Raw genomic sequence first — 23,358 nt, forward strand, 5'->3', positions numbered from 1 at the left:
CCGCCCCGAACGTCGCTAACCCGCTGTTCTGTTGCTGCCCAGCAACGGAACAGCGGGTTTTCGACTTCCTGCCTTGGCCAAGGCGGTTTTGAGCAGACGCTCAACCTCCCAGGGCCTGCTGAGGTCTCCCCACTCGATCCTAATGACGTTCCAGCCCATTGCCATAAGGGCTTTCTCCCGCCGCCGCTCCTGGAATATGACGTCCTCAGTTGGTGCGTAGTCGAAGTACTTGGCTCGACCATCGAACTCAAGGATGAGCTTGTGGTCCCTCCAGCCGAAGTCTCCCCTGTAGGTTCCGATGGGCGTCGTGACCTCTACCTGAAGGTCTGCGCCAACGATGCCGAGCCGGTCCAGAAGCGCACGTGTGCGCGTCTCCCCTACTGATTCGGACCTCCCATCCATGGCGTCCAGGATCCGCCACAAGCGTCGGGCACCCCGCGTGATCGCTCCGGTGCTTAGGTAATTCCGCATAACCTGCGGATCAGCACCCTTTCGAAGAGCTTGGTCCGCGATTACCAGAGCCCGCTCAAAGTCCAAGGTCCGTGCACAGTCCACCACGGTGCGCTCAAGGCTGGTGATCGGGATGGGCCTTTGCCAGGGGGCCAGCACCTCGACGATCTCAGTACCCGACAGCGGCCCTCCGTGGGCCACAACATCGTCACCAGAGCTCCCCTGGGACGGGGAAAACGGTGTGGTCACGTGCACCTGGGCACCACTGTCCCAAGGGGAACATCCGTGCAACCGTGCGGCACTGACATGACTGTAGACACTGGTTGTTCGCGCGCCACGATGATGCGCCTCTATACGCAGCAGGTCCTGTTCCCATGGCTTTCTCCGATGCCAATCCTGGGCCCTGACGTAGGCACCACGCCTAAGCCTGATCAGTTTCCCGGAGCGGACGCCAGTTGTGAGCACCCGATCACTAAAGCCGAGTCCGGACAAGTCTGCTGTTGTGGCTACCGATGTGCCGGGCCAGAGGCGCGAGATGTGGTGGTCAAGTTTCTTTGTTTGCATGTGTCCATCCTCCGGGCGCGCGGACATAGCCCACCATGGGTCAGTTCCCGTATGTGGACAACCCCGACCATCCCATCGGAGTCGGGGCGCCGAGGAGTGCCCCAGCCCTCCCACTTCCCAGCCAGAGCCGTTGCCAACCCACACCCACGTCGCTGGCCAACCACGGATCAGCGGGCCAGCAACGGACCAACCCAGCCCCGTGCCCCAGCCCTACCACTTCCCACCCAAACCCGTTGCCAACCCGCTCCCACGTCGCTGGCCAACCACGGAACAGCGGGCCAGCAACGGACCACCCAGACCTACCCCCAGCAGCGGAACAGCGGGCCGGCCTCAGCTCGCCATGAACTTCAGGTACGCCCGTCCCTGAGCCTGGAACGCCCGCTCGGCGGCAGGACCAAGCTCGCCTGCAAACGGTTCCGGGACCACCCCGGCGTTCTTCCCGGAGCCCGAACGGGCCCAGGTCCCCACCACTTCGCCTCCGGAAACGATGATGCGCTTGAAGACGCCGTTATTCCCCGGCACCACGCGTTCGGCGTACTCCGGGGCGAGAACCAGGCTTCGGTCCTGGTAGCCGAGAAGGTATTCGTCGAACCCAGGCAGTGCCAGCAGCGAGCGGGAGCCGGGAACGCCGTCGTCAAGCATTGCTGCCGCTTCGGGTGACAGCCAGTAGCTGGCTCCGCGGAATTGAAGCTCAACCAAGCGGTCCCGCACAACTGCCAAGGCAGCGCGGGCCTCGGTGAGCGGCACTTGGCTCCACCACGCAAAGTCCTTGATGGTCGCCGGACCGTGGCCCCGGAAGTACCGGAAGAGGAGTTCGGCTATCCCTTCCTCACGGCCCAGGTCCCTGGACTCCGGAATCCAGTCCTCGAAGGGGACAAACAGTTGCTGGACGCCGGCTTTTCCGCCAGAGGCCGCCATGGGTCCTTGGACCAGCCATCCTTCGCGGCACAAAGTTCCCAGGATGTGGATGCCCCGCTGGGAGGTAGTGGGCTGGCCGGCTTCCTCAAAAGCGGTGAACAGCTGTTCGCGGGTTGCCCCGGCGGCACCCTCGCCTGTCTTGAGGACTTCGGCGGTTTTGTACGCTATGTCCCGGCAGTGGCTGATGTCGTCGGAAGTGATGGCCAGTTCGCGGTGCCGGCTCGCCACCGCCATTGCCAGCCGGCCGCTGGTGATACCGAGGATCCAGCGCAGATCTTCGGGTGCCAGCAGGTGCAGGGTCCCGCGCATGGGCCAGGAGCGAACCACCGTCCCGGCATCGAGGGCTGCACGGACGTCCGAGGCCGCAACACCGGGCACCCTTTTCCCAACAGCCCAGAAAGCCATCCCAAGGTCCTGGGCCTGCATGGCCGTCATCCAGCGGACGGCATCGGCGATGCCAGGGAAGCCACCAGCCAGAAGGCCCTGGCTGGCGAGCCGGAGCCGGCCCATGACGCGGGGAGTCAGCGGTGTAGGCATGCTTCATCCTAAGAGCGCACGCGGGCACAGGGAACCTTGCCGCGCCTCCCAGCCGTCACCCAGCAGGGGAACCTAGGATAAGTTCATGCTTTTTGGTGACCTCGCTCCGTTCGTGCGGCCGATGAGCCGGTGGTTGGCTACCGCCGGCTGGTTCTGCACGCTCGTTGGACTTGGTGCCGGTCTGATCGTGGCCGTCGGGACCGGCGTCAGCCTTTCCCCATCGATGCAGGCCATCCAAACCGTCAGTCTGGTCGCAACGGCTACGGCCGCGCTCCTCATTGGAACAGCTGCGGCCAGCCAGCCCGTGTCCGATCGTGATGATGACGCCCCGGAGCCGTGGTTCTACCCGGCGGCGGCCGCCCAAGTCCGCAGCTTCCTGCTCGGGTCAGTTGTCATGCTCCTGGGCTTGGTGGGCTTCGCTGCAGCCGGGCTGTTCATGCCGAGTGGTCCCTCGCCCCAGAGCATCGCCTTTAGCCAGATATTCCTTCTGGGCTCCATCAGTTGCGGGTTGACGTTCCTGCTGCTCAACAAGGTCCTGCCGATCGCCGAGCGGCGAACACGCTAGGACCGCCGAGGGGCAAGATCCCCGGGAGCCCCCCAGCGAACGCGTCTTAGAGGGACACACCGATCAACAGCGGCTCCGGGTGCAGCTCAATACCAAAACGCTCGACGACGCCGGCACGCACCTCGCGCGCGATCGCCACCATGTCCGCAGCTGAGGCTGAACCACGGTTGGTGATGGCCAACGTGTGCTTGGTGGACAGGGACGCCCGGCCCCCGGAAACACTGCCCTCTTCAAGCCCGAAGCCCTTCCCGAACCCGGCTTGGTCGATGAGCCAGGCGGCGGAGAGCTTCACCAGTCCATCCGTTCCGGCGGGGTATTGCGGTGCGTTCGCTGGCAGCCCCGCGGCGCGCTCTGCGGGCACAATCGGGTTGGTGAAGAATGAGCCGGTGGAGTAGGTATCCCGGTCCTCTGCGTCCAGGACCATTCCCTTGGAAGCCCGGAGCCGAAGGACTTCACGGCGGACATCGTTGGAGTAGGCGCGCTTGCCTGCCTCCACGCCCAGCACCCGGGCCAGCTCGGCGTACCGGATAGGGGCACTCATCCGACCCAGCGGCAACTGGAACTCGACGGTCAGGACCACGTAGCGCGGCGAGCCCTCCACCGTGGTCTGCTTGAGGATGGAGTCGCGGTATCCGAACTTGAGCTCGGAGTTGGTGAAGGTCTGCACAGCGTTGCGTTCACGGTCCCAGGTCCGCACGGCCGCAATGGTTTGCGATACGTCAGCGCCGTAAGCTCCCACGTTCTGCACGGGCGTAGCTCCTGTGGCACCCGGAATGCCGGACAGCGCTTCCAGGCCGGACCATGCGTGCAGGACGGCGTGTTGGACCAGGGCGTCCCAGTTGTGGCCGGCCTGTACCACCACCGACACGCCTCCGCAGCTGTCCTCGGAGTTCACTGTGAACCCTTCGGATGCGATCTTAAGGACTGTGCCGGGGTAGCCTTCGTCCGAGATCAGAAGGTTGGATCCGCCGCCGATGATGAGGAGTTTTTCGCCTGCAGCGTCAGCCGACCGTACGGCGTCGATGATTTCAGCCTCGGTGCGGGCCTCCACAAAGTTTCCTGCGGGGCCGCCAACAGCGGCGGTGGTCAATTCGGAAAGCAGCGTCTGGGTCACCAATCAAGCCTAACGGGCTTCGTTGGGCTCCATGGACTTCCTTGTGGTTTGCCCGGCGAGGGGGGCCAGGAAGAAGCTGACAACCAGCATCACAAGAGGTGCAAGCAGGGAGTGGAGGATGCCAAAGTGTTCGGCCAGCAGGCCCAGGAGTGGCGGTCCGCACAGAAACGCACCGTAGCCAATGGTGGAGACGACGGAAACGCGGGCGGCAGCGTGCACGGGGTCATCAGCTGCGGCGGACATTCCCACCGGGAACCCCAGCGAGGCACCGAGGCCCCACACAGCCAGCGCCACGAAAGCAAGCCAAGGCACGGGCGAAAAGACAAAAAGCGCCAAACCCACGACGGCGGTGGCCGAGCACCAGCGCATCACCACTACCCGCCCAAACCGGTCAAGGATGACGGTGCCGGCGAAGCGTCCAATGGTCATGAACGTCACGAACAGGCCGTAGCCAACCGCTCCTGCTGCGTCCGATTGGCCGTAGCCGTCGGACAACGCCAAAGCCACCCAGTCTCCAGCAGCCCCTTCGGCCAATGCCAGGCCGAGGACCAGTACGCCGATCAGCAGCGTTCGACGGTCACGCCAAGCCAGGGCCACGAGCCGTTTGTTGTCCAGTGGCGCAGCGGCGGTCCCGGTTTCCGCCGTAATAATGGGCAACGGTCCAGTAGAGGGGTCCTGGAAGGTATCGGTTTCCTCCGGACGCGGAGCACGGGCCGGCGCCGCAGTCTTCTCGGCCCGGAAGAAGAAGCCTGCGGTCACCACGGAGCCAGCCACCACGACTCCCGCGATGAGGAAATGCCAGAACACGGCCAGGTGCACGGCGGCGGCCCAGGCACCAAACCCCGCAGCCGCGACAGTACCGAGGCTGAATGCGCCGTGGAGGTGCGGCATGACGTGCCGTCCCAGTGCCCGCTCCATAGCTGCGCCTTCGACGTTCGACGCCGTGTTCCAGCTGGCAGTGCCAAGGCCCAGTACCACCAAACCCGTGGCAACAACCACAGGGTTCGCCGCGATGGACGCCCCGACGCCAACCGTGACCAGGCCTGCCCCCACCATGCAGCTTCCAATCCAGCTGGTGAGTTTGGGCCCGAGCCGCAGCACGATGAGCCCGGATGCGGAGATCGAAATGAACGACGCCACGGTCATGCACATGAGCAGAAGCCCGATGCCGCCGGGGGTCAGGTTCAGTCCGTCACGGATCGCCGGGAGCCGCGACACCCACGTGGCGAACGCAACGCCGCTGGCCGCATAGGACGTCAGGACAGCGACGCGCCACTGGAGCATCTGGGTCGCAGTGGCGCGTTGCGGGGAAGGGTTCGGTTGATTCAAGAGACCTTCACGACCGCCTGCGACTTCATGAGGACTTTCTGTCCGCCGGCGACGACAGTGAGGTCGATACGGGCGGTGTGGGCGTCGGCGTCGAGGGCTCCCACCACACCGGTGACATCGATGACAGCGCCGGGTTCGTCCGTGCCGGTGGTGTCCGTGACCAGGACTGGTTTGGTGAAGCGGGTCTGGTAATCGACGACGGCGGCCGGGTCGCCCGCCCAGTCACTCACCAGCTGCACTGCGGCTCCCATGGTGAACATGCCGTGCGCAATAACTCCGGGCAGTTCAACCGAGGTAGCGAAGGCTTCGTTCCAGTGGATCGGGTTGAAGTCGCCCGAGGCCCCCGCGTACTTGACCAGGTCCTGGCGGGTGACGTCGATGCTGCGGGTACCGATTTCCTGGCCAACAGCAAGTTCTTCGAATGTGAGGCTCATGGTTACTGTCCCTCTCCGCGGACCAGGATGGATGAGGTGGTGGTGGCGACCTTTTCGCCCGCTTCGGTGGAAATTTCGGAGCGTGTGGTGATCATGGCCCCACCACCCATGGCCCGGACGCCGTCGACATGCAGTTCGGCCACGAGACGGTCACCGGCAACAATGGCGCGGTGGTGCGTAAACCGCTGGTCGGCGTGGACCACGCGGGAAAAGTCGATGCCGGACTCTGGGTCCTGGACAAGCTGCGCGTCTGCGCGCTGGGCGACGATGATGGCGAACGTTGGCGGGGCTACGAGGTCGCTGTGTCCGAGGGCTTTGGCCGCCTCCACGTCAAAGTGCGCGGGGTTGGTTGCCTTCACGGCCTGGGCGAACTCGCGAATCTTTTCGCGCCCGACGTCGTATACCTCTGCGGCAGGGTAGCTTCGGCCCTGCAAGTCCGGATTGATACTCATGATCCAACCCTATCGGCCCGAAGGGTTGGTTTACTTCCTGTAGTCCTTGCGGATTTTCTGGCCGCGGACCACGAGCCCCGCAACGTGCAGGAGCAGGCCGACGCCGATCAGCGGAAGCGATGCCAATGCCAGTCCCTGGTTGCCGGACGTGTTGCCCACAATGCTCAGGATAATTCCGACGGCGATCAGGCCCATGGCGCCAAAGACCAGCACTTTGTAGGACATAGGGGCGGTGGCCCAGAATTGTTCAAGCACCGTCCAAGTCTACCGGCGCGCGTTGAAGGGGTTGCGTTGCGGGGCCCACTCTGCGCCCCACGACCACGAAATACCCCGCACAACAGGCCCCACAACGGGAGGGGGTTAGAAGAGGGAGTCCTGCAGGGCCGGGATCTCGGTGGTGTGCGGGCCGAACTCCACTTTGCGGCCCTTCAAGGCACCAAGGTCTGCCACGAAACTGCCCTCCACCTCGTTTCCCGAAGCATCGGGGAGGCCAACCAAGGCGATTGCTCCGCTCAGCGAGCGGACCCGCACACCGTGCCCACCGCCGTCGAACGTTGCCGGATAACGGTGGCGAAGGCCGGTGTGCGCGGCGCAGAGGGTGTCCGCCAGCGCAGGCCTCTCCCACTCTTCCTCCACCACCGTGTAACCGGTCATGGCCAGGCCGCCCAACAGTTCCCGCACGCGCCCGGCATGCCGGCGGTTCCCAGCGGCAAGCTCGACGCCGGAACGCGGCTCCACCAGGCCGGTCACCTTTGCCGCCGAGCGGACCTGCTGGACGAGGCCGAGTTCGCGGGTTATCAGGTCCTCCAGGACACGGACAATGCGGCCGTCTTCCGCGTGCGCCACGTAGGAGGCATGCACGGCGCCCTGTTCAGCAAGGCGGTTCCACTTGCGTGGCGCTGAAGCTGTCCCGACCTTGCTTGCGCCGTTCGCGAAGGTGGCCACGTAGAGCCAGTGCGGTTGCATGAGGTAGGCCCTCAGCCCTGACGGTACGGAGCCACCGCGGTGGAAGTCATGCATCAACCGCGGCTCGTCGCGCGCAAAGCACGCACCGCACTGCTTGCCCCGCTCCGCCGGGGCACCACTGGGGCAGGGAACATACGTCCGGTCTCCGGGTCCGTGGACCTTTGTATGGCCAAGGCACCACAAACCGGGGGCAACGCGAAGGCCCAGGGACGTACCCCGGGCCAACGCAACATCAGTAAATTCCGCCTGCGGCGACAACAGCCTCAACGCAGGGACGGAAGAGTCCCATGAGACTCCGTGGACCAGCATCCCTACAGGGAAGGCTGGACTCCGAAAGCCACTGCGAGCTTCATGATCTTCTCGGCACGGCCCAAACGCGGAAGGTCGGAACCGTCGCGGATGACACGGCCGTTGGCTTCGAAGTCGTTCATGAAGTCCGTGGCCCAGGCGACGTCCGACGGGGTGGGGCTGATGACTTCGTTGATGACCGTTGTCTGGTCAATGGCCAGGCACAGCTTGCCGGTCATGCCCATGGTCACGGTGATGCCGGTCTGCTCGCGCAGGATCGGGTGGTTGGTTCCCACGGTGGGTCCGTCGATGGGGCCCGGCAGGTTACCGACGCGGCTGGCGACAACCAGCTTGGCGCGCGGGTAGGCCATGGCCTCGGGCGTGGCCGCCATGCCGGTGTCGCGGCGGAAGTCGCCGGAACCGAAGGCGAGGCGGAAAGCGCCCTGCGCACGGGCGATGTGGTTGGCTTCCTCGATGCCGAGGGCCGATTCAACCAGGGCCACAACGGGGGTCTTGCCATCCATGCGGTGGTACGACTCGGTGACCTGGTCAGCGGACTCGGTCTTGGCGAGCATGACACCCAGAAGTCCGGGCGTGCCACGCAGGCCGGCAAGGTCGTCGGCCCAGAACGGGCTGGTGGCGTCGTTGATCCGGACCCATGCCTGTCCACCTGCGGTCAGCCAGTTCACCACGTTCTCGCGGGCGGCATCCTTCTGGGAGGGGTCTACGGCGTCTTCAATGTCGAGGATGATCGCGTCTGCCCGCGAACCCGCAGATTCTTCAAAAAGCTCCGTTTTCATGGCATTGACAAGAAGCCAGGAACGGGCGATATCGGCAGGAATATTGCGGGTAGGCCGAATGGACTCGGCGGCGATGCTAGACGTCATGTATCTACCGTATCCGTCCCGCGCGCCGCAAGGCGAAGAATTTCGCCCGGTTGTGAGGATCAATACGAACTAAACCCCATATGACTGTGGGGTCCGGCAGTATGAACGCCCGACGGCGGTACCCGCCAGTCACACGACGCCCACCGGACGTTGTTGTTCACAGGGCTCAACGCAGCGTCTTGTGTCCCCCGGTTGCCGGGAATTGCCCGCGATTTCTTCCCGTGTCGGGCTGTTTCGCTGCGTTTCCGGGCGTTACCGCGGCACTTTCCAGCCACCGTCGAAATGGGCTTTCATCGTTCCCAAGCCGTTGCACGGGTTTCCAAACTCCTGCATCGGCCGACCACCCAACACCCCCATCATCTGAAAGTAGCTCCCATGAAACTGCATCTGCCCCTCCTGAGCGTCGCGGCCGCCGTCGTACTAGCGCTGACGGTATCCGGCTGCGGCGGTGCAGCCGAAGCCGGACAAGCCAACCAAGCAGGCAACGAGGTCAAGGAACTCCGCTACCAGGGCTCAGCGAACAACGTGACCTTCCCCGAACTCGCAGCGGACCTGGGCTACCTGGGCGACCTGAAACTGAACTGGGTGGGCAACACCACCAGCGGCCCGCAGGACATCCAGTCGGCAGCAACCAACCAGACCGACTTCGGCGGCGCCTTCTCCGGCGCGGTAGTCAAACTGATCGAGGCTGGAGCGCCCGTGAAGGGCGTCGTGAACTACTACGGCTCTGACGACAAGAACTTCAGCGGCTACTACGTCAAGGCAGACAGCGACATCAAAGGCCCGAAGGACCTGATCGGCAAGAAGATTGCAGTCAACACCCTCGGCGCCCACCATGAGGCAGTCATCAACACGTGGCTGACCAAGAACGGACTAAGCCAGGATGAAATCAAGCAGGTCCAGCTTGTCCCGCTGGCACCGAACGACACCGAGGAAGCGATCCGCCGCGGCCAGGTCGATGCCGGAACGCTCGGCGGGATCCTGCAGGACCATGCCGTCGAAGCAGGCGGACTGCGGTCCCTCTTCAGCGATGTCCAATTGTTTGGATCGTTTGCCGGCGGGCAGATCGTGCTCCGCAACGACTTCATCGAGAAGAACCCCAACACCACCCGTACCTTCACCACAGGCGTGGCCAAGGCCATCAAGTGGGCAACGGAAACGCCGCGCGCAGAAGTGATCGCCCGCTTCACCAAGATCATCGAGAGCCGCGGCCGTAACGAAAGCACAGCCAACCTGAAGTTCTGGAAGAGCCCGGGCGTTCCGGATGCAGGCGTGATCAAGGACGAGGACTTCACCCGCTGGGAGGCCTGGCTCAAGTCCTCGGGCATCCTCAAGGGCGACCTGGCGCCGTCCAAGTACTACACCAACGACTTCAACGACCTCGCGAAGAAGGGATAGCCATGACGGCGAAAATCAGCTTGCGCAACGTCACCAAGGAATTCACGGTCCGCGCCACCAAGACTGCTGCGGCCACCCGGTTGACCGCCATCGATGGGCTCAGCCTCGATGTCCGCGACGGCGAATTCCTCACCCTGGTGGGACCAAGCGGCTCCGGCAAGACCACCCTGCTGGACCTCCTCGCCGGATTGTCCACCCCGACGTCAGGAGAAGTGCTGGTCGACGGCAAACCGGTTACCGGTCCGGGCAAGGACAGGGCCGTGGTGTTCCAGCAGTACGCCTTGTTTCCGTGGCGGACGGCGTCAGCCAATGTGTCGATCGGCCTCGAAGGGGTGGGTCCCGACGGGAAGAAGCTGAATCGCCGGGAACGTGCGGCAAAAGCCAAGGAGTACTTGGCGTTGGTAGGCCTTGCCGGCTTCGAGGACCGCTACCCGCATGAACTCTCCGGCGGAATGAAGCAGCGGGTTGCCATCGCCCGCAGCCTGGCCTATGAGCCGGACGTGCTCCTCATGGATGAGCCGTTCGCCGCACTGGATGCCCAGACCCGTGAACAGTTGCAGGACGAACTGCTCCGGATCTGGAAGGCCACGGGCAAAACGATCGTGTTCATCACCCACGGCATCGACGAGGCCGTTTACCTCGGCGAGCGCGTTGCCGTGCTGAGCGCGCGACCGGGGCGGCTCAAGGAGATCGTGGACATCGACATCCCGGACCGTGAAGGCGACGAAGACATCCGTTCCAACCCTGCCTTTGTTGAGCACCGGCACCAGGTCTGGACCCTGCTGCACGACGAAGTCCGCCGGGCACAGGACGCCGGGCACCGCAAGATCCTCCCGGATGGCAGCGCACCGGACGAACCTGTGACCACCACTATTGAAAGGAGCGCGGCCTGATGACCACCACGTTGGCACATCCAGAAACCGCAGCCTCCGCGGCTGACGCACGCACCGCCGTCGAACCTTCCGTGAGGGCAGCCGCCGGAGAGGGTACGACGTCGGCACCCGGCATAGTGCGTCGTGTCGCCGCGGTGCTTGGTTCAGCCGTGTGGAAGTCCGCGGCGGTCCTGGCGTTCCTGGCGCTGTGGGAGTTGGGGCCCACGTACTTGGCGAGTCCCTCCACCCGGGTGTTCCTGCCGCCGCTGCACGAAGTGCTCCTGGCCTGGGGCAAGCTTTTTGAGTCCGGCACCATCCAGGGCCACATCGCGGCCAGCCTCACGCGCTCCGTTGCGGGCTTCGGTGCCGCGCTGGTCGCGGGTGTCTCGCTGGGTTTGCTCATTGCCTGGTACGGGCGGCTGAACTCGGTCCTGAACCCGCTCTTGGAGCTGTTCCGCAACACGGCGGCCCTGGCGCTCCTGCCTGTGTTCACGCTGTTGCTGGGCATCGGCGAGGAATCCAAGATCAGCATCGTGGCCTACGCGGCCTTCTTCCCGGTGCTGCTGAACACCATCGCTGGGGTGAAGACCGTGGATCCGCTCCTGATCAGGGCAGCGCGTTCCTTGGGACTCAACAGCTTCCGGCTCTTCCAGAAAGTCATCCTGCCCTCCGCGGTGCCCACGATCTTCACGGGCATCCGCATGGCCGGTACCGCATCCATCCTGGTGTTGATCGCGGCCGAAATGGTGGGCGCGAAGGCTGGCCTGGGCTACCTGATTGTCAATGCGCAGAGCAGCTTCCTGATCCCGGACATGTACGCGGGCATCCTCACGGTGTCCTTGCTGGGCCTCGGTGTGAACTTCCTGCTGGTGGCCCTGGAACGGCACTTCTCCCGGTGGCGGACCGCCGTCGGTTCTGCAGCCTCCTGAATTTTTACCCGTGGCGACCCAGCCACACACATCACAGAAACGAAAAGGAAAAACAATGACCGTCATTACCGAAACCAAACTCGAGTTCGCCAAGCTCGGCTCCCGCATCGGTGCCGAAATCCGTGGGCTGGACATCAGCGGAGACCTCAGCGAGGAAACCGTGGCGCAGATCAGGGCAGCCCTCAACGAGCACAAGGCGCTGGTGTTCCGCGAGGCCAACATCCTCACGGATGAGGCCCAGGTGAAGTTTGCTTCACACTTCGGACCACTGACCAAGGCCCACCCGACCGTGGCTTCAGTGGAAGGGGAAGAGAACGTCCTGCCCGTCGACAGCGAAAACGGCTCGGCCAACAACTGGCACACGGACGTCACGTTCGTGGTGAACCCGCCGCAGGCATCCACCCTGCGCAGCATCGACCTTCCGGCCTACGGCGGAGAGACGCTGATTGCCTCCTCGGGCGGGGCTTACCAGGACCTGCCCGAGGAACTGCGCACCTTCGCGGACAGCCTGTGGGCCATCCACACCAATGACTACGACTACTCGGTGCCCAAGAACCTGGAGCACTCCAACGCCGAGGAACGTCGCAAGGAGTTCACCCGGCTGAAGTTCGAGACCGCCCACCCCGTGGTGCGGGTCCACCCATTGACCGGCGAGCGCGGATTGTTCATTGGGGGCTTCGCGCAGCGGCTTCGCATCGTGGGCCTGTCCAACACGGAGTCCAAGGACATCATCCGCCTGCTTCAGGCGTATGTGACGCGACCGGAGAATGTGGTCCGCGTGAACTGGGAGCCCAACCAGGTGGTTTTGTTCGACAACCGCATCACCCAGCACTACGCACCGGACAACTACGATGGCCAGCCGCGCAAGCTCAACCGAGTGACCATCGCCGGCGACATCCCCGTAGGCATCGACGGAAAGCCAAGCCAGGCGATCCAGGGTGACTCCAGCACGTACTCCGTGGTGGCTCCGGCCAGCCCCGTCTCGTAGCCATGTGTTGCTGTAAGCACCCAACTGAGTCGCAGCTGAGCGCGTTTTGAGAGGTCATCACGCACACAGCTGCGGCTCAGTTGGGTTAAAACCAGCGTTACGGGATGTTGCTTCCCCTCGCCGATATCCATAGTCCGTACCACTCGGCACGGGACATGCCGGCGGCCACAGAGGCGGCATCAGCGCATGCGCGAATACGCGCGGGGTTAGTGGTCCCTACAACAGGCGAGATCCCGGCCGGGTGCTTCATCAGCCAGCCCAGCAGCACTGATTCGGGCGTGGTGTTCTTCCCGGCCGCCAACTGTGCAAGCTTGTCTGCAGTTGCCGATTCGGCCGGCGAAAGCTCTGCAGACTGCGCCCCCGTAAAACGGCCTTGGGCCAGGGACCCGTACGCCTGAAGTTCCACCCCATTAGCCACGCAGTACTCGACGGTCCCGTGCGGAAAGCTGTAGCCCCGGCCTTCCGGATGGTTCACCAGCACGGTGCTCTCCACCCAGTCCCGCCGCAGCAGGCTCATTTCCAACTGGTTGGCCACGATGGGTGTCTCCAACTCGTCCTGGAGGAAGGCAATCTGCGCGCCGGACATGTTGGACACCCCCAACTGCCGCACCTTTCCTTCTGCCATCAACTGCCCGACGGCGGCCGCCACCTCATGCGGGTCCATCAGGGGATCCGGCCGGTGCAGGAGCAACAGGTCCACGTAATCCGTTTGAAGACGTTTCAGACTCCCGTTGACCCGTTCAAGGATGGCTTCCCGGCTGAGGTCGTAGTGCGTATCCAACCCCCGCTCCCCCAGCCTGATCCCGCACTTGGTCTGCAACTGGATGTTTTCGCGCAGGCCCTGCGAACGGGCGAGGACCTCCCCAAAAACTGCCTCGGACTTGCCGCTGCGGTAGATGTCCGCATGATCGAACAGCTCAACACCGATCCCGCGCGCGGCGTCAATCACTGCAGCGGCCTGGTCGATTTCCGCAGCTCCGTAGGACGTACCGTCCCACGATCCGCCAAGTCCCATGCAGCCGTATATAAGGCGTCCACGCCCGTTCGCCATAGCGTCAGTACTCCCCTACGCCTTGCTGACAACCCAGGCAGTGGTGTTCGACGGCAGTTTGCCCTCTTCCAATGGTCCGCTGGAGACCACAACCTCGCCCTCAGGAAGATCAACGGGCTCACTGCCGAAGTTGGTCAGCGTGTGCCACCCTCCGGGACGGCTGAAGTGCAGCACATCCGGGTTGCCGGTCTCCACCCATTCGAGTTCCTCATCGGCCTGGAGTTCGCTTCGCAGGTGCAGCGCCTTCCGGTACAGCTCAAGCGTGGAACCCTCAACGCCGTCCTGCTTGGCCACCGCGTACTCCGCAAACCACGCAGGCTGCGGGAGGTGCGCGCCGCCGGACCCGAAACCGAACGACGGGCCCTGCGCTGTCCACGGCAGCGGGACACGGCACCCATCACGGCCGATCTCCACTCCCGGGTTGCGGAAGAAGGACGGGTCCTGACGCTCGGAGTCGGGAATCTCCGTCACTTCGCGCAAGCCCAGCTCTTCACCCTGGTACAGGTACGCGGAGCCCGGCAGCGCAAGCAACAACAGCGTTGCGGCGCGGGCGCGACGCAAGCCAAGTTCGACGTCGAGCTCCTCAGCCGGCGCGCCGGCCAGAAGCCAGCCCTTGCCGTCCTGGCCCTTGGGTTCGCTGCCGGTGATGTCCTGCGCGGCGTTGGTTCCCTGTGCCACTGAGCCGCCCTTCGGCAGCCCGTAACGGGTGGCGTGGCGGACGACGTCGTGGTTGGAGAAGACCCACGTTGAAGATGCGCCGGATTCCTTGGCGTGGACCAGGTTGTCCGTGATGATCTTCCTGAACGATGCGGCGTCAAAGTCGGACTGGAGCAGGTCGAAGTTGAAGGCCTGGCCCAGTCCCTCAGGGCTGGCGTACCGGGCCCGGCGGGACTCGTGGACCCATGCCTCGGCAACGGCTGTCCGCGGCGGGTTGTATTCGTTGAAGAGCTTGCGCCACTCGGCGTAGACCTCGTGCACCTCGTCACGGTCCCAGAAGGGGTGGGAGCCGTCGGTGAAACCGTCGGTTCCGTGCGCCTTCTTCAGCAGGTCTGCCTTCATGGGCATCGGCTCGGACAGGTCCTTGGCCATGCCGTGGGCAACATCGATGCGGAAGCCGTCCACACCACGGTCCGACCAGAAACGCAGGGTCTTGAGGAAGTCTTCGCGGATTTCCGGGTTCTCCCAGTTAAAGTCCGGCTGTTCCTTGGCGAAGATGTGCATGTACCACTGCCCGGGAGTGCCGTCCGGCTCGGTGATGCGCTCCCAGATGGGACCGCCAAAGACGGAATCCCAGTCGGAGGGAGGAAGCTCACCGTTCTCGCCCTTGCCGTCACGGAAGATGTAGCGCTCGCGGGCGGCCGACCCTTTCGGCGATGCCAGGGCCTCCTTGAACCATTCGTGACGGTCCGAAGAGTGGTTGGGCACGATGTCCACCACGATCTTGATCCCTGCCGCGTGCAGGGCTGCTGCCATCTCGTCGAAGTCTTCCAGGGTTCCCAGCTTGGGGTCTACATTGCGGTAGTCATCCACGTCGTAGCCGCCGTCAGCCAGGGCCGAGGGATAGAACGGGCTGAGCCAGACGGCATCGATTCCCAGTTCCTTCAAGTACGGGACCTTGGCTGTGATGCCCTTGATGTCGCCCAGCCCATCCCCGTTCGCGTCGTGGAAGCTGCGGGGATAGATCTGGTAGACCGCTGCTTGGCGCCACCAGTTCGGATCCGTCATGCGTCCGGCGTCGGTACGGTGTGCCTGCGTAGTGGGGGTGCTCACGGAACTCCTTTGATTTAGATTCTAAATTTAGATCCCGGACCAGTATGAAACGCTGGACGCGGGAAGGTCAACAGTGGGTCAGCCCTTGACTGCGCCCTGCGTGACGCCCGCCATGACCCACCTCTGGGTAAAGAGATACGCAACGATCGCGGGTGCCATGGCCATGAGGTAGGACGCAAAGGACACGTGGTAGTTGTTGCTGAATTGGGTCTGGAACAGGTTCTGCCGCACCGGGAGGGTCTGCAGGGCCGGATCGGAGATGATCAAGGACGGCATCATGAAGTCGTTCCAGGCATAGAGGAACGCGAAGATGCCAACCGTTGCGCTCATCGGCGCCAGCAGCGGAAAGATCAGCTTCCAGAACGTTTGCCACGTCGTGGCACCATCGATCCGGGCGCTCTCTTCCAACTCCATGGGGATTGAACGGAGGAACGCGGTGAAGAGCAACACGCTGAAGCTCAGTTGGAACATGGTGGCGAGCAGGATGACGCCGAAGGGATTGTCCAGGCCCAGCCGGCCGGTGAGCTGGATTTGCGGCAGTGCAACCACAGGGAACGGGATGAACATGGCCGCGAGCAGGTAGAAGAACGAGTACCGGAACAGCTTGCGCTCCCAGTTACGCACTATCGCGTACGACGCGAACGCAGCCAGGATGATGGTTGCCACCACCGTGCCTGCCGTGACCAGCAGCGACATGGCAGCGCCGACGGGGAAGTTCGTCAACGTCCAGGCCTGGACGAAGCCGTCCAGGCTGAATGGCGCCGGGAAGGAGAACGCATTGCCGTCAACTGCCTGCCCCTGGGTCTTGAACGCCATGGAAACCGTGACGTACAGGGGAAGCAGGACAGTAACGGCGCACAACAGGAGGATGGCGGTCCCCGACCAGTTGGCCCGCTCCGGCTTAACTCCCGCAGCGGAGCGGGAACGTCCGACGGCGGTGCGTGGCTTGGTTTGCCGGGCTTCGGTTTCGATGGTGGCTTGATTGGTCATCAGAGGGCATTCCGTCCGCGGGTCAACGAGAGCTGTACAAGGGAAATCAGGATGGCGACAACGAAGAAGATCGTTGCGTTGGCCATCTGGTAGGCGTAGTCGCCGCCGTTGAAGCCGGCGATCACGGTCATTGCGATGCTTCGGGTCGAGGTTCCCGGGCCGCCGTTCGTCAGCCCGACAATGATGTCGTAGGCGTTCAGGAAGCCCTTGAACCCGAGAATGATGTTGATGACCACGTATCCGGCCACCAGCGGGAGGGTGATCTTGACGAGCTGCTGGAACTTGCTGGCGCCGTCGATGTCCGCTGCCTCATAAACATCCCCGGGAACAGCGACCAGGCCCGCGATGTAGATGAGCAGGGCGCCGGGAACTGCCTGCCACGCGGTCACCAGCACGATGGCAATCCATGCCAGGTCCGGGTTGGCCAGCAGGCTGCTTTCCAGCCATGGAATCCCTGCTGCCGCCCCGGCCGCGGGCAGCGAGTTGGAAAACAGGAAGTTGAAGACGTAGGCGATGATGATGCCGGAAACCACCATGGGGATGACGAAGACGGTGCGCAGCGCAGACTTCATCCGGATACGCGAGGTCAGGCCCACTGCCAGGAGGAAGGCCACGACGTTGACGGCGATTACCGTAACCAGCGAGAAACCGAAGGTGAAAAGGTAGCTCTGCAGGATCGCAGGATCACCAAAGATTGCAACATAGTTGGTGAGGCCAACGAACTTCCAGTCACCGATGCCAATGGAATCCGTGAAGCTGAAGAAGATACCGATGATGGCCGGGACGGTGATGGCAAGGGTGAACAAGAGAAGGCTGGGCAGAAGGAAGAGGTAGAAGATCGGTTCGACGGGACGCTTGGCGCGTTGCCGGGGAAGGCCCCTGCCGGAGGTGGTTTTGTTGGTGAGGATTGACATTTCTTGGCTCCAGGGTCCGGCGCTACTGGCGAAACGCCAGGCGCGCCCAATCTGCGTCGAGGGTGCGGAGGGTGGATTCAGGTCCCGCGCCGAAGACGAGCGCCTGGGTGTAGTTCATGATCGGGATGGTCTTTGGCACCAGGACCGAGGGGCCCTGATAGACCTTTCCCTGCTCGTAGTACCCGGCCATGCCCGCGATCCGCGGGTCCGGGACCACCGTGGAGTCCTTGGTTGGGGTAAAACCGAGCTGGGACTTGTTATAGGCGTCCATCACTTCCGGCTTGTACAGATACTCAAGGAAGTCACGTGCGGCGTCCTTGTGCTTGGACGCCTCAGGAATCCACGCGGCGAGGTCCACGTTGACGCGGACGCGCAGGTCCTCCGGATTCTCGGTCATCGGCAACGGGAAAGTCCCGAGCTTGAGGTCCGGTGCGGTCTTGGCCACTTCGCTGAATGCCCAAGGCCCCTGCAGGTACATGGCCGCCTTGCCTTGTGAAAAGGCCAGGTTTCCGTCGCCATAGGCCCGGCTCGCCGCATCCTTATTGACGTAGTTCTTGGTCAACTGCAGCATCCTGGAAACCGGCTGGTCGAAGTCTTTCTGGAACGACACCGAGGAATCCGGACCGACGCCCGTTCCTTCATCGGCGAGCTTCTTGAAGAAGTCAAGGGTGTCCACTTGACCGCCAACGGAGTAGTCGAACCATCCCTGCGCGATGGTCCAGTCGTCCTTCCACGTGGCGTAGAACGGCGTCACGCCAGCGGCTTTCAATTTCTCGCAGGCGGCGATCAGCTGGCTCCAGGTTGTCGGGACCTCAATGTTGTTCGCAGCGAAGATGTCCTTGTTGTAGATCACGGAGGACGCCATCACCGAATAGGGAAGGGCACTGGTACGCCCTGGGTACTTGCCGTACTGGTCCATCAACGGCTGGAGGTCTTCCCTGATGCGGGAGGCAGCGTTGGTTCCGGAAAGATCGCTCAAAACCCCGCGCTGGACGAACCGGGACGATTCCATGTTGTAGTTGGCCAGTGCAATGTCCGGCGGGTTGCCTCGTACGAAGCTGGCTGAGACGACGTCGACGCCGGAGGTGTCCATGACAACCTGCGTCTTGTCCTGCGAAGCGTTGTAGTCGGCAACGAGTTTGCCCATGAAGCCGATGGCCTCACGCTTACTGAACGTGAACCGGATTGTTTCCTTGCCCGGTTCGCCCGTGCAACCCGAGAGGAGGCCTGCCAGCAGGGCCAGCCCCAGCCCCATCGCTGCCAGGCGTTTCTTGCGTGTCGATTGTGCAGACACCATAGTCCTTTCATCCTGCGGACCCCAACGGCCGCGTCACCATCTGAGGGCCATCCGTCCTGCCCGCCGAGTTTAGATAGGAGATAAATTTACAACCTATCGCTAAGCTTGGGTGACGGCCGCCACACCGTCAAGACTTTCGGCGAAATGTGTCGGGATCTAAATTTATGAACTAAATTTAGAGAGGCCGCTGTCTCAGTTCCTGCAGGCGGTCGGGAAAGTGAGGAAGCAGCATGCTGACCGGTACCGCACCGTCAACGCAGCTGGTCCGCCGGGTTAACGCCAGCGCAATGCTCAAGGCAATGCGCGGCGCGGGAGTCGTTACAGGCACCGAACTGATGGCCTCCACCGAACTGTCGCGTGCCACCGTCATCTCGATCTGCGATGAACTGGTCCGGCTGGGATGGCTCCAGGAACTGGAAAATCAACGGGTGGCCGGAGATTACGTGAAGGGCCGCCCGGCCCGCCGCTTCGTCTTCGACAACAGTGCGGCCCACGTCCTGGGCATAGACATCGGTGCCACCAAGATCACCACCATTGCGGCGGACATGGCCGGCACCCCCCTGTCCCAGGTCACCATGCCCTTCCGGACCGACAACGTGGCCGCCGATGAACGGGCCGACGTCCTGGACCGCATCGCTGCAGATGCCATGCACAAGGCCGGCATCACGGCCAACTCCGTCCTCGCCGTATCCGTCGGCGTAGCTGCCCCCGTCAACCGCCAAGGCGAAGTGCCCACGGTCCAGGAATTCTGGCGCTCGTTCGATGTGCGCCGAATAGTTTCCGAACGGCATGGCTGGCATGTGCTCCTCGAAAACGACGCCAACCTTGCGGCCCTCGCCGAGCGGTGGCAGGGAACAGCCCAAGGAGTGGACAACCTGGTGGTCATGCTGGCCGGCGACCGCCTGGGCTCGGGCATCCTCGAGTCAGGACGCCTGCTCCACGGCCAACTGGGCGGCTTCGGCGAGCTCGGCTACCTCGACAACGTCGACGGCGTCGGCGACACCTACGGAATTGCCCACTACGCTGCCCTGTGGGGCCGCGAAGCCCTCAAAAACGACGCTGCCTCGGCGCTCGGCGGCCTGTGTGGCGGTGACCCATCAGCCCTGACCGCAGAGATGGTCTTTGCAGCGGCAGCCGACGGCGACCCGGCCGCGCAAAGCGCCCTGGACCGTTTGGCACATCGAATGGCCCGGGTCATCGGCTCGATCAGCACCCTGGTGAATCCCGAACTGGTAGTGATCGCGGGCGGTGTCGCAGCGTCCGCCAACGCCCTGATTCCCGCCATCGAACAGCAGTTGCCGGAGTTCACCTTCACTCCCCCACGACTTGCCAGCTCCGCCCTGGGCGATGGCATCGTGTCTCTCGGAGCGGTTCGTCACGCATTGGACTACGTGGAAGCGAATGCCCTTGACCTCTCCCCTGCGTCGTTGAACAGAGCCTAGGCTCGCCCAGGACTTAGTCGGGCATCGACATGGTCCGGAGGTCCAATTGCCGCAGCACCCTGTCAGCCACCTCCGGGTCGGTCCCGGGCTCGTTGCGCGCTGAGACCACTTCCTGTCGGGCGGCGTCCAGCGCGATCGTCTGAACGGCGATTGACAGTTCCCGCCCGCGTTTGCGCTTCTCGGCCGTGGTCTCGTTCTGCAACGTGCCATCCAGCAGCTCGGCGTGAAGCCGGCGCATCTTCTCCTTAATCAAGGCCACCTTCTCAGCAGGCAATTCCTTCATGAGGTCGTGTTCCTTCAGCGCCGCAACGGCCGCCGACTGGGCACGCCGTGCCAAGACCCGCGCTGCGTCCTGTTCGTGCGAGCCATCCTCGGTGGCCTTCAGGACCCGCATCAGCCACGGCAACGTCAAACCGGGGAGGACCAAAGTGGCCAGGAGGACGGCGCACGCAATGACCAGGATCTCGTGCCGGGCCGGGAAATCGCTGCCATCGGGCAAAGTCATGGGGAGCGCCAGTGCCAACGCCAGCGTTGCCAGCCCACGCATACCGCACCACGTCAGGATCAGCACCTCCTTGGGGGACGTCGGCAGGAGGTTACGCCGCCGTCGGGCAGTCAGGGAGAGCAGGCCCAGCCAGAGGAAGCGCACCACGAAGACCAGGACGCAGATCACCACGGCCATGCCGATCATCCCGAAAATGGCCGTTCCCTCATCCCGGATGACGTGACGGATTTCGAGGCCCACCAGGCCGAAGGCCAACCCCGTGGCGAGCAGTTCCACCACGTCCCAGAAAGCCGTCCGGGTGATCCGTTCGGCAGCGTCCTGGGGTCGCGTATGGCGTTGCAGCTCCAAGGCGGTGACGACGACGGCCACCACGCCTGATGCGTGCAGCTCTTCCGCGAGGATGTATGCGGCGAAAGGCACAACAAGGGTGACAGCACTTCTGGCCACCATGGAGGTAACCAGCTTGGTGATGACCTTGGTCACCCAGCCCATCGCGATGCCGATGAGGATGGCCAAGGCCGCGCCCACCACGAACTGAAGTATCACGTTCGGCCCCACGTCACTGCCTGAGACCGTTGCCGCCACGGCGGCCTGGAAGATCACGATTGCCGCGGCATCGTTGAACAGGCCTTCACTTTGGAGGACTGTGATGAGCCGCCGCGGCATATGGACGCGTCCGGCAACGGATTCCACGGCTACAGGGTCCGGGGGTGCCACCATGGCGCCCAGCGCTATGGCCGCCGGTATGCCGATGCCGGGAATCATCAGCCACGCGGCGCCGGCCACCGTGGCAGTGGACACTACCACCAGGGCCACGGCCATGAGCAGCAGTGTCCGCCAGCGCACGCGGAAGACTGCCCAGGAACTCTTCTGCGCCGTGGCGAACAGCAGTGGCGGGAGGAAGATCGGCAGGATCAGGTCCGGCGAGATCTCAAACTCGGGAAAGCCCGGAATGAACGTCAGTGCTACAGCGAGCAGCAGCATCAGCACCGGATAAGGAAGGCGCAGCCGGTCGCCAAGGCCCACAGCCACCACCGTCGCAAGCAGCAACCCGATAATGAGCGCCAACTGATCCATAACCCTGCTTCCCCAGATGTTGTACGGCCCTTCCCGGCAATGCCGAAAAAGTTCCCTACCAACATATCCCGGGCCATCCCCCGGTCAGGAGCTGTCAGTCCTTGGTCAGGGCGTCCACCACGTCTTCGGTGCCGTCCTTGAAGGGGATCGTCCGGTGGGCCGTCCCCGGTAGTTCCAGGACGGCAGCGGCCACCAGCGCCACGTTCGCCCGTGAAGTCCGGGTCCCGTCTGCTGTGTTGCGGGGGTCCGTTTCGATCAACCCTGTGGCCGGCTCATCAGTCAGTGTGCCCGGGCCCAGGACAGTCCAGTCCAGGTCTGTGCTCCGCAGGTAATCGTCGGCGGCAGCCTTGGCCTCCGCGTACGCGAAGAATGGATTGTCCGGTGGCACGCCGTGGTCCTTGGCGGCGCCGAGATACGAGACCATCACGTAACGGGAGACACCGGCTTGCCCTGCAGCATCCATGGAGCGGATCGCGGCGTCCCGGTCCACCGCATAGGTCCTGTCCGGGTTGCCCCCTCCAGCTCCGGCCGACCAGACCACGGCATCGTGGCCGCTGAGCGCTTGGGCGAGTTCCGCCGTCGTCGAGTTCTCCACATCCAGCACCTCAGCAGAGGCTCCCGTTTCCGTGACATCGGACACATGGTCGGGATTTCGGATGAAGGACGTGACATCGTGACCTTCGCCACTGAGGATTTTGGACAGATGCAGGGCCACTTTGCCGTGGCCGCCAATGATTGCGATTCGGCTCATGGACCCATTCTGTCCCAGGAAATGAAAAAAGACCCCGCAGGTGAATTCTGCGGGGTCTTGCTCTGTAGCGGTGGGGAGGCTCGATCTCCCGACCTCACGATTATGAGTCGTGCGCTCTAACCAACTGAGCTACACCGCCACGAATGAGAAAAACCTGTGTCAAGCCGGTCAAAACCGCCCTGACACAGGCCCTCATTCAGAGCCCCCCACCGGAATCGATCCGGTGACCTCGTTCTTACCAAGAACGCGCTCTACCACTGAGCTAGGGGGGCAACGAGTAAATACTCTACCGGACGTTTTCAGAAGCTACAAATCGGCGAAACGACGCGGAAAAACCGCCGCGACACAATTTGCAAAAGTGCCCCGGAGTTGATCTCCGAATGGAGAAGATCAGGGCAAGCGAAGCACCTGGCCGGGGTAGAGAAAATCGGGATTTGGCACGGTGTCCGCGTTGCTTGCAATCAGGGCGCCAAGGTCCACGCCAAACTGGGCCGCAATCCCACTCATGGTGTCCCCGTGCTCCACCACCACCTCGGTGATCCTGCCGGCACCCTGGGAGAACCCAGCGGAGCCCTCAGGGGCGCCCTCCTGGGCTTCCTGCGGCTGCCTGGCGCCGTCGGTGCCTGCCTCCGGCTCCCTGGCCGCCTGCTCGCCCGCTACGTCGGGAACGGCTGGGGCACTGTGCTCCTCTTCGGCGTGATCCTTGTCGCCTTGATCCTTATCGCCGATGCCAAGGGCTTTCTTCACGTTCTCGAGCAATCCCATGAAGCGATGGTACGGCTGGATCCCGCGCACCGTAACCCGGTCTCGTTCGAAACAGCCGGCGTACAAGGGCGGGCCCGGCCAACAATCCCGGGACGGTACTTAAAC

23 protein-coding genes and 2 tRNA genes are annotated in these 23,358 nt (G+C 63.5%); 6 read left to right on the plus strand and 19 right to left on the minus strand.

The genetic code is table 11. The features are described from left to right. Positions 1–15: 15 nt before the first annotated feature. Both NEK97_RS14805 and NEK97_RS14810 read right to left on the minus strand, forming a co-directional pair. Complete coding sequence (locus tag NEK97_RS14805) at positions 16–699, minus strand: DUF559 domain-containing protein (protein WP_257370578.1); 684 nt, start codon at positions 697–699, stop codon at positions 16–18. Positions 700–1,344: 645 nt separating this feature from the next. Next, positions 1,345–2,469: a winged helix DNA-binding domain-containing protein gene (locus NEK97_RS14810; protein ID WP_257370579.1), complete on the minus strand. Its 1,125-nt coding sequence runs from the start codon at positions 2,467–2,469 to the stop codon at positions 1,345–1,347. A gap of 85 nt (positions 2,470–2,554) precedes the next feature. On the opposite strand from NEK97_RS14810, the gene NEK97_RS14815 reads away from it, so the two are divergent. Further along, positions 2,555–3,034, plus strand: coding sequence for a hypothetical protein (locus NEK97_RS14815; RefSeq protein WP_235517162.1), 480 nt, complete (start codon positions 2,555–2,557; stop codon positions 3,032–3,034). 46 nt (positions 3,035–3,080) lie between these two features. Here the strand turns inward: NEK97_RS14815 and NEK97_RS14820 are convergent, their stop codons facing one another. From NEK97_RS14820 to NEK97_RS14850, 7 genes are all read right to left on the minus strand, one after another. Further along, positions 3,081–4,148, minus strand: coding sequence for a UDP-N-acetylmuramate dehydrogenase (locus NEK97_RS14820; protein WP_257370580.1), 1,068 nt, complete (start codon positions 4,146–4,148; stop codon positions 3,081–3,083). Positions 4,149–4,157: 9 nt separating this feature from the next. Then, positions 4,158–5,432 (minus strand): sugar MFS transporter, encoded by a 1,275-nt coding sequence (locus NEK97_RS14825; RefSeq protein ID WP_257370694.1) that lies wholly within the window; start codon positions 5,430–5,432, stop codon positions 4,158–4,160. 41 nt (positions 5,433–5,473) lie between these two features. Continuing rightward, positions 5,474–5,911: a MaoC family dehydratase gene (locus tag NEK97_RS14830; protein ID WP_257370581.1), complete on the minus strand. Its 438-nt coding sequence runs from the start codon at positions 5,909–5,911 to the stop codon at positions 5,474–5,476. A gap of 2 nt (positions 5,912–5,913) precedes the next feature. Beyond that, a complete protein-coding gene (locus tag NEK97_RS14835; protein ID WP_211712086.1) occupies positions 5,914–6,363 on the minus strand; it encodes a MaoC family dehydratase N-terminal domain-containing protein in 450 nt (149 codons plus the stop codon). Between the two features lie 30 nt (positions 6,364–6,393). Further along, a complete protein-coding gene (locus NEK97_RS14840) occupies positions 6,394–6,618 on the minus strand; it encodes a DUF3188 domain-containing protein (protein ID WP_257370582.1) in 225 nt (74 codons plus the stop codon). 105 nt (positions 6,619–6,723) lie between these two features. Continuing rightward, positions 6,724–7,638 (minus strand): DUF2797 domain-containing protein, encoded by a 915-nt coding sequence (locus NEK97_RS14845; protein ID WP_257370583.1) that lies wholly within the window; start codon positions 7,636–7,638, stop codon positions 6,724–6,726. 2 nt (positions 7,639–7,640) lie between these two features. Continuing rightward, a complete protein-coding gene (locus NEK97_RS14850; RefSeq protein ID WP_235517166.1) occupies positions 7,641–8,504 on the minus strand; it encodes a CoA ester lyase in 864 nt (287 codons plus the stop codon). 375 nt (positions 8,505–8,879) lie between these two features. On the opposite strand from NEK97_RS14850, the gene NEK97_RS14855 reads away from it, so the two are divergent. From NEK97_RS14855 to NEK97_RS14870, 4 genes are read left to right on the plus strand one after another with little or no spacing between them, the layout of a single operon-like run. Next, complete coding sequence (locus tag NEK97_RS14855; RefSeq protein WP_257370584.1) at positions 8,880–9,902, plus strand: ABC transporter substrate-binding protein; 1,023 nt, start codon at positions 8,880–8,882, stop codon at positions 9,900–9,902. A 2-nt stretch (positions 9,903–9,904) separates the two neighbouring features. Continuing rightward, the gene (locus NEK97_RS14860) at positions 9,905–10,795 is read left to right on the plus strand and encodes an ABC transporter ATP-binding protein (RefSeq protein WP_235517168.1); all 891 of its coding nucleotides are present in this window, start codon (positions 9,905–9,907) and stop codon (positions 10,793–10,795) included. Then, positions 10,795–11,703 (plus strand): ABC transporter permease, encoded by a 909-nt coding sequence (locus tag NEK97_RS14865; protein WP_257370585.1) that lies wholly within the window; start codon positions 10,795–10,797, stop codon positions 11,701–11,703. The genes NEK97_RS14860 and NEK97_RS14865 overlap by 1 nt, the downstream gene beginning before the upstream one ends. A 55-nt stretch (positions 11,704–11,758) precedes the next feature. Then, positions 11,759–12,691, plus strand: coding sequence for a TauD/TfdA family dioxygenase (locus NEK97_RS14870; protein WP_257370586.1), 933 nt, complete (start codon positions 11,759–11,761; stop codon positions 12,689–12,691). A 97-nt stretch (positions 12,692–12,788) separates the two neighbouring features. On the opposite strand, the gene NEK97_RS14875 is transcribed toward NEK97_RS14870, so the two are convergent. The 5 genes from NEK97_RS14875 to NEK97_RS14895 all read right to left on the minus strand — a co-directional run bounded on the left by NEK97_RS14875 (position 12,789) and on the right by NEK97_RS14895 (position 18,710). After that, the gene (locus tag NEK97_RS14875) at positions 12,789–13,742 is read right to left on the minus strand and encodes an aldo/keto reductase family oxidoreductase (protein ID WP_257370587.1); all 954 of its coding nucleotides are present in this window, start codon (positions 13,740–13,742) and stop codon (positions 12,789–12,791) included. A 15-nt stretch (positions 13,743–13,757) separates the two neighbouring features. Beyond that, a complete protein-coding gene (locus NEK97_RS14880; protein WP_257370588.1) occupies positions 13,758–15,512 on the minus strand; it encodes a glycoside hydrolase family 13 protein in 1,755 nt (584 codons plus the stop codon). A 78-nt stretch (positions 15,513–15,590) separates the two neighbouring features. Then, the gene (locus NEK97_RS14885) at positions 15,591–16,502 is read right to left on the minus strand and encodes a carbohydrate ABC transporter permease (protein ID WP_235517173.1); all 912 of its coding nucleotides are present in this window, start codon (positions 16,500–16,502) and stop codon (positions 15,591–15,593) included. Further along, entirely contained in the window at positions 16,502–17,416 is a 915-nt protein-coding gene (locus NEK97_RS14890) for a carbohydrate ABC transporter permease (RefSeq protein WP_235517174.1), read from the minus strand. The genes NEK97_RS14885 and NEK97_RS14890 overlap by 1 nt, the downstream gene beginning before the upstream one ends. A 22-nt stretch (positions 17,417–17,438) precedes the next feature. Next, positions 17,439–18,710: an extracellular solute-binding protein gene (locus tag NEK97_RS14895; RefSeq protein ID WP_257370695.1), complete on the minus strand. Its 1,272-nt coding sequence runs from the start codon at positions 18,708–18,710 to the stop codon at positions 17,439–17,441. A gap of 233 nt (positions 18,711–18,943) precedes the next feature. Here NEK97_RS14895 and NEK97_RS14900 point away from each other — a divergent pair, with 233 nt between their 5' ends. Next, complete coding sequence (locus NEK97_RS14900) at positions 18,944–20,155, plus strand: ROK family protein (protein ID WP_257370589.1); 1,212 nt, start codon at positions 18,944–18,946, stop codon at positions 20,153–20,155. Between the two features lie 13 nt (positions 20,156–20,168). Here the strand turns inward: NEK97_RS14900 and NEK97_RS14905 are convergent, their stop codons facing one another. The 5 genes from NEK97_RS14905 to NEK97_RS14925 all read right to left on the minus strand — a co-directional run bounded on the left by NEK97_RS14905 (position 20,169) and on the right by NEK97_RS14925 (position 23,253). Next, the gene (locus tag NEK97_RS14905; protein WP_257370590.1) at positions 20,169–21,737 is read right to left on the minus strand and encodes a Na+/H+ antiporter; all 1,569 of its coding nucleotides are present in this window, start codon (positions 21,735–21,737) and stop codon (positions 20,169–20,171) included. A 94-nt stretch (positions 21,738–21,831) separates the two neighbouring features. Further along, complete coding sequence (locus NEK97_RS14910) at positions 21,832–22,488, minus strand: NAD(P)-binding oxidoreductase (protein ID WP_257370591.1); 657 nt, start codon at positions 22,486–22,488, stop codon at positions 21,832–21,834. Between the two features lie 65 nt (positions 22,489–22,553). After that, positions 22,554–22,627: transfer RNA gene (locus NEK97_RS14915), tRNA-Met, on the minus strand. A gap of 61 nt (positions 22,628–22,688) precedes the next feature. Further along, positions 22,689–22,760: transfer RNA gene (locus tag NEK97_RS14920), tRNA-Thr, on the minus strand. Between the two features lie 118 nt (positions 22,761–22,878). After that, positions 22,879–23,253 carry a LysM peptidoglycan-binding domain-containing protein gene (locus tag NEK97_RS14925; RefSeq protein ID WP_257370592.1) on the minus strand — a complete coding sequence of 125 codons (375 nt, stop codon included), beginning with the start codon at positions 23,251–23,253 and terminating at the stop codon, positions 22,879–22,881. Positions 23,254–23,358: the final 105 nt, after the last annotated feature.

Source organism: Paenarthrobacter sp. UW852 (assembly GCF_024608385.1).
Taxonomy (GTDB): Bacteria; Actinomycetota; Actinomycetes; order Actinomycetales; family Micrococcaceae; genus Arthrobacter.

What these genes read in the sequence shown, in the direction of transcription:
- NEK97_RS14810 (WP_257370579.1), bottom strand. Translation starts at nt 2,469, where the DNA reads ATGCCTACACCGCTGACTCCCCGCGTCATGGGCCGGCTCCGGCTCGCC.
- NEK97_RS14815 (WP_235517162.1), top strand. Translation starts at nt 2,555, where the DNA reads ATGCTTTTTGGTGACCTCGCTCCGTTCGTGCGGCCGATGAGCCGGTGG.
- NEK97_RS14825 (WP_257370694.1), bottom strand. Translation starts at nt 5,432, where the DNA reads ATGCTCCAGTGGCGCGTCGCTGTCCTGACGTCCTATGCGGCCAGCGGC.
- NEK97_RS14830 (WP_257370581.1), bottom strand. Translation starts at nt 5,911, where the DNA reads ATGAGCCTCACATTCGAAGAACTTGCTGTTGGCCAGGAAATCGGTACC.
- NEK97_RS14835 (WP_211712086.1), bottom strand. Translation starts at nt 6,363, where the DNA reads ATGAGTATCAATCCGGACTTGCAGGGCCGAAGCTACCCTGCCGCAGAG.
- NEK97_RS14845 (WP_257370583.1), bottom strand. Translation starts at nt 7,638, where the DNA reads ATGCTGGTCCACGGAGTCTCATGGGACTCTTCCGTCCCTGCGTTGAGG.
- NEK97_RS14850 (WP_235517166.1), bottom strand. Translation starts at nt 8,504, where the DNA reads ATGACGTCTAGCATCGCCGCCGAGTCCATTCGGCCTACCCGCAATATT.
- NEK97_RS14855 (WP_257370584.1), top strand. Translation starts at nt 8,880, where the DNA reads ATGAAACTGCATCTGCCCCTCCTGAGCGTCGCGGCCGCCGTCGTACTA.
- NEK97_RS14860 (WP_235517168.1), top strand. Translation starts at nt 9,905, where the DNA reads ATGACGGCGAAAATCAGCTTGCGCAACGTCACCAAGGAATTCACGGTC.
- NEK97_RS14865 (WP_257370585.1), top strand. Translation starts at nt 10,795, where the DNA reads ATGACCACCACGTTGGCACATCCAGAAACCGCAGCCTCCGCGGCTGAC.
- NEK97_RS14870 (WP_257370586.1), top strand. Translation starts at nt 11,759, where the DNA reads ATGACCGTCATTACCGAAACCAAACTCGAGTTCGCCAAGCTCGGCTCC.
- NEK97_RS14875 (WP_257370587.1), bottom strand. Translation starts at nt 13,742, where the DNA reads ATGGCGAACGGGCGTGGACGCCTTATATACGGCTGCATGGGACTTGGC.
- NEK97_RS14885 (WP_235517173.1), bottom strand. Translation starts at nt 16,502, where the DNA reads ATGACCAATCAAGCCACCATCGAAACCGAAGCCCGGCAAACCAAGCCA.
- NEK97_RS14890 (WP_235517174.1), bottom strand. Translation starts at nt 17,416, where the DNA reads ATGTCAATCCTCACCAACAAAACCACCTCCGGCAGGGGCCTTCCCCGG.
- NEK97_RS14900 (WP_257370589.1), top strand. Translation starts at nt 18,944, where the DNA reads ATGCTGACCGGTACCGCACCGTCAACGCAGCTGGTCCGCCGGGTTAAC.
- NEK97_RS14905 (WP_257370590.1), bottom strand. Translation starts at nt 21,737, where the DNA reads ATGGATCAGTTGGCGCTCATTATCGGGTTGCTGCTTGCGACGGTGGTG.
- NEK97_RS14910 (WP_257370591.1), bottom strand. Translation starts at nt 22,488, where the DNA reads ATGAGCCGAATCGCAATCATTGGCGGCCACGGCAAAGTGGCCCTGCAT.
- NEK97_RS14925 (WP_257370592.1), bottom strand. Translation starts at nt 23,253, where the DNA reads ATGGGATTGCTCGAGAACGTGAAGAAAGCCCTTGGCATCGGCGATAAG.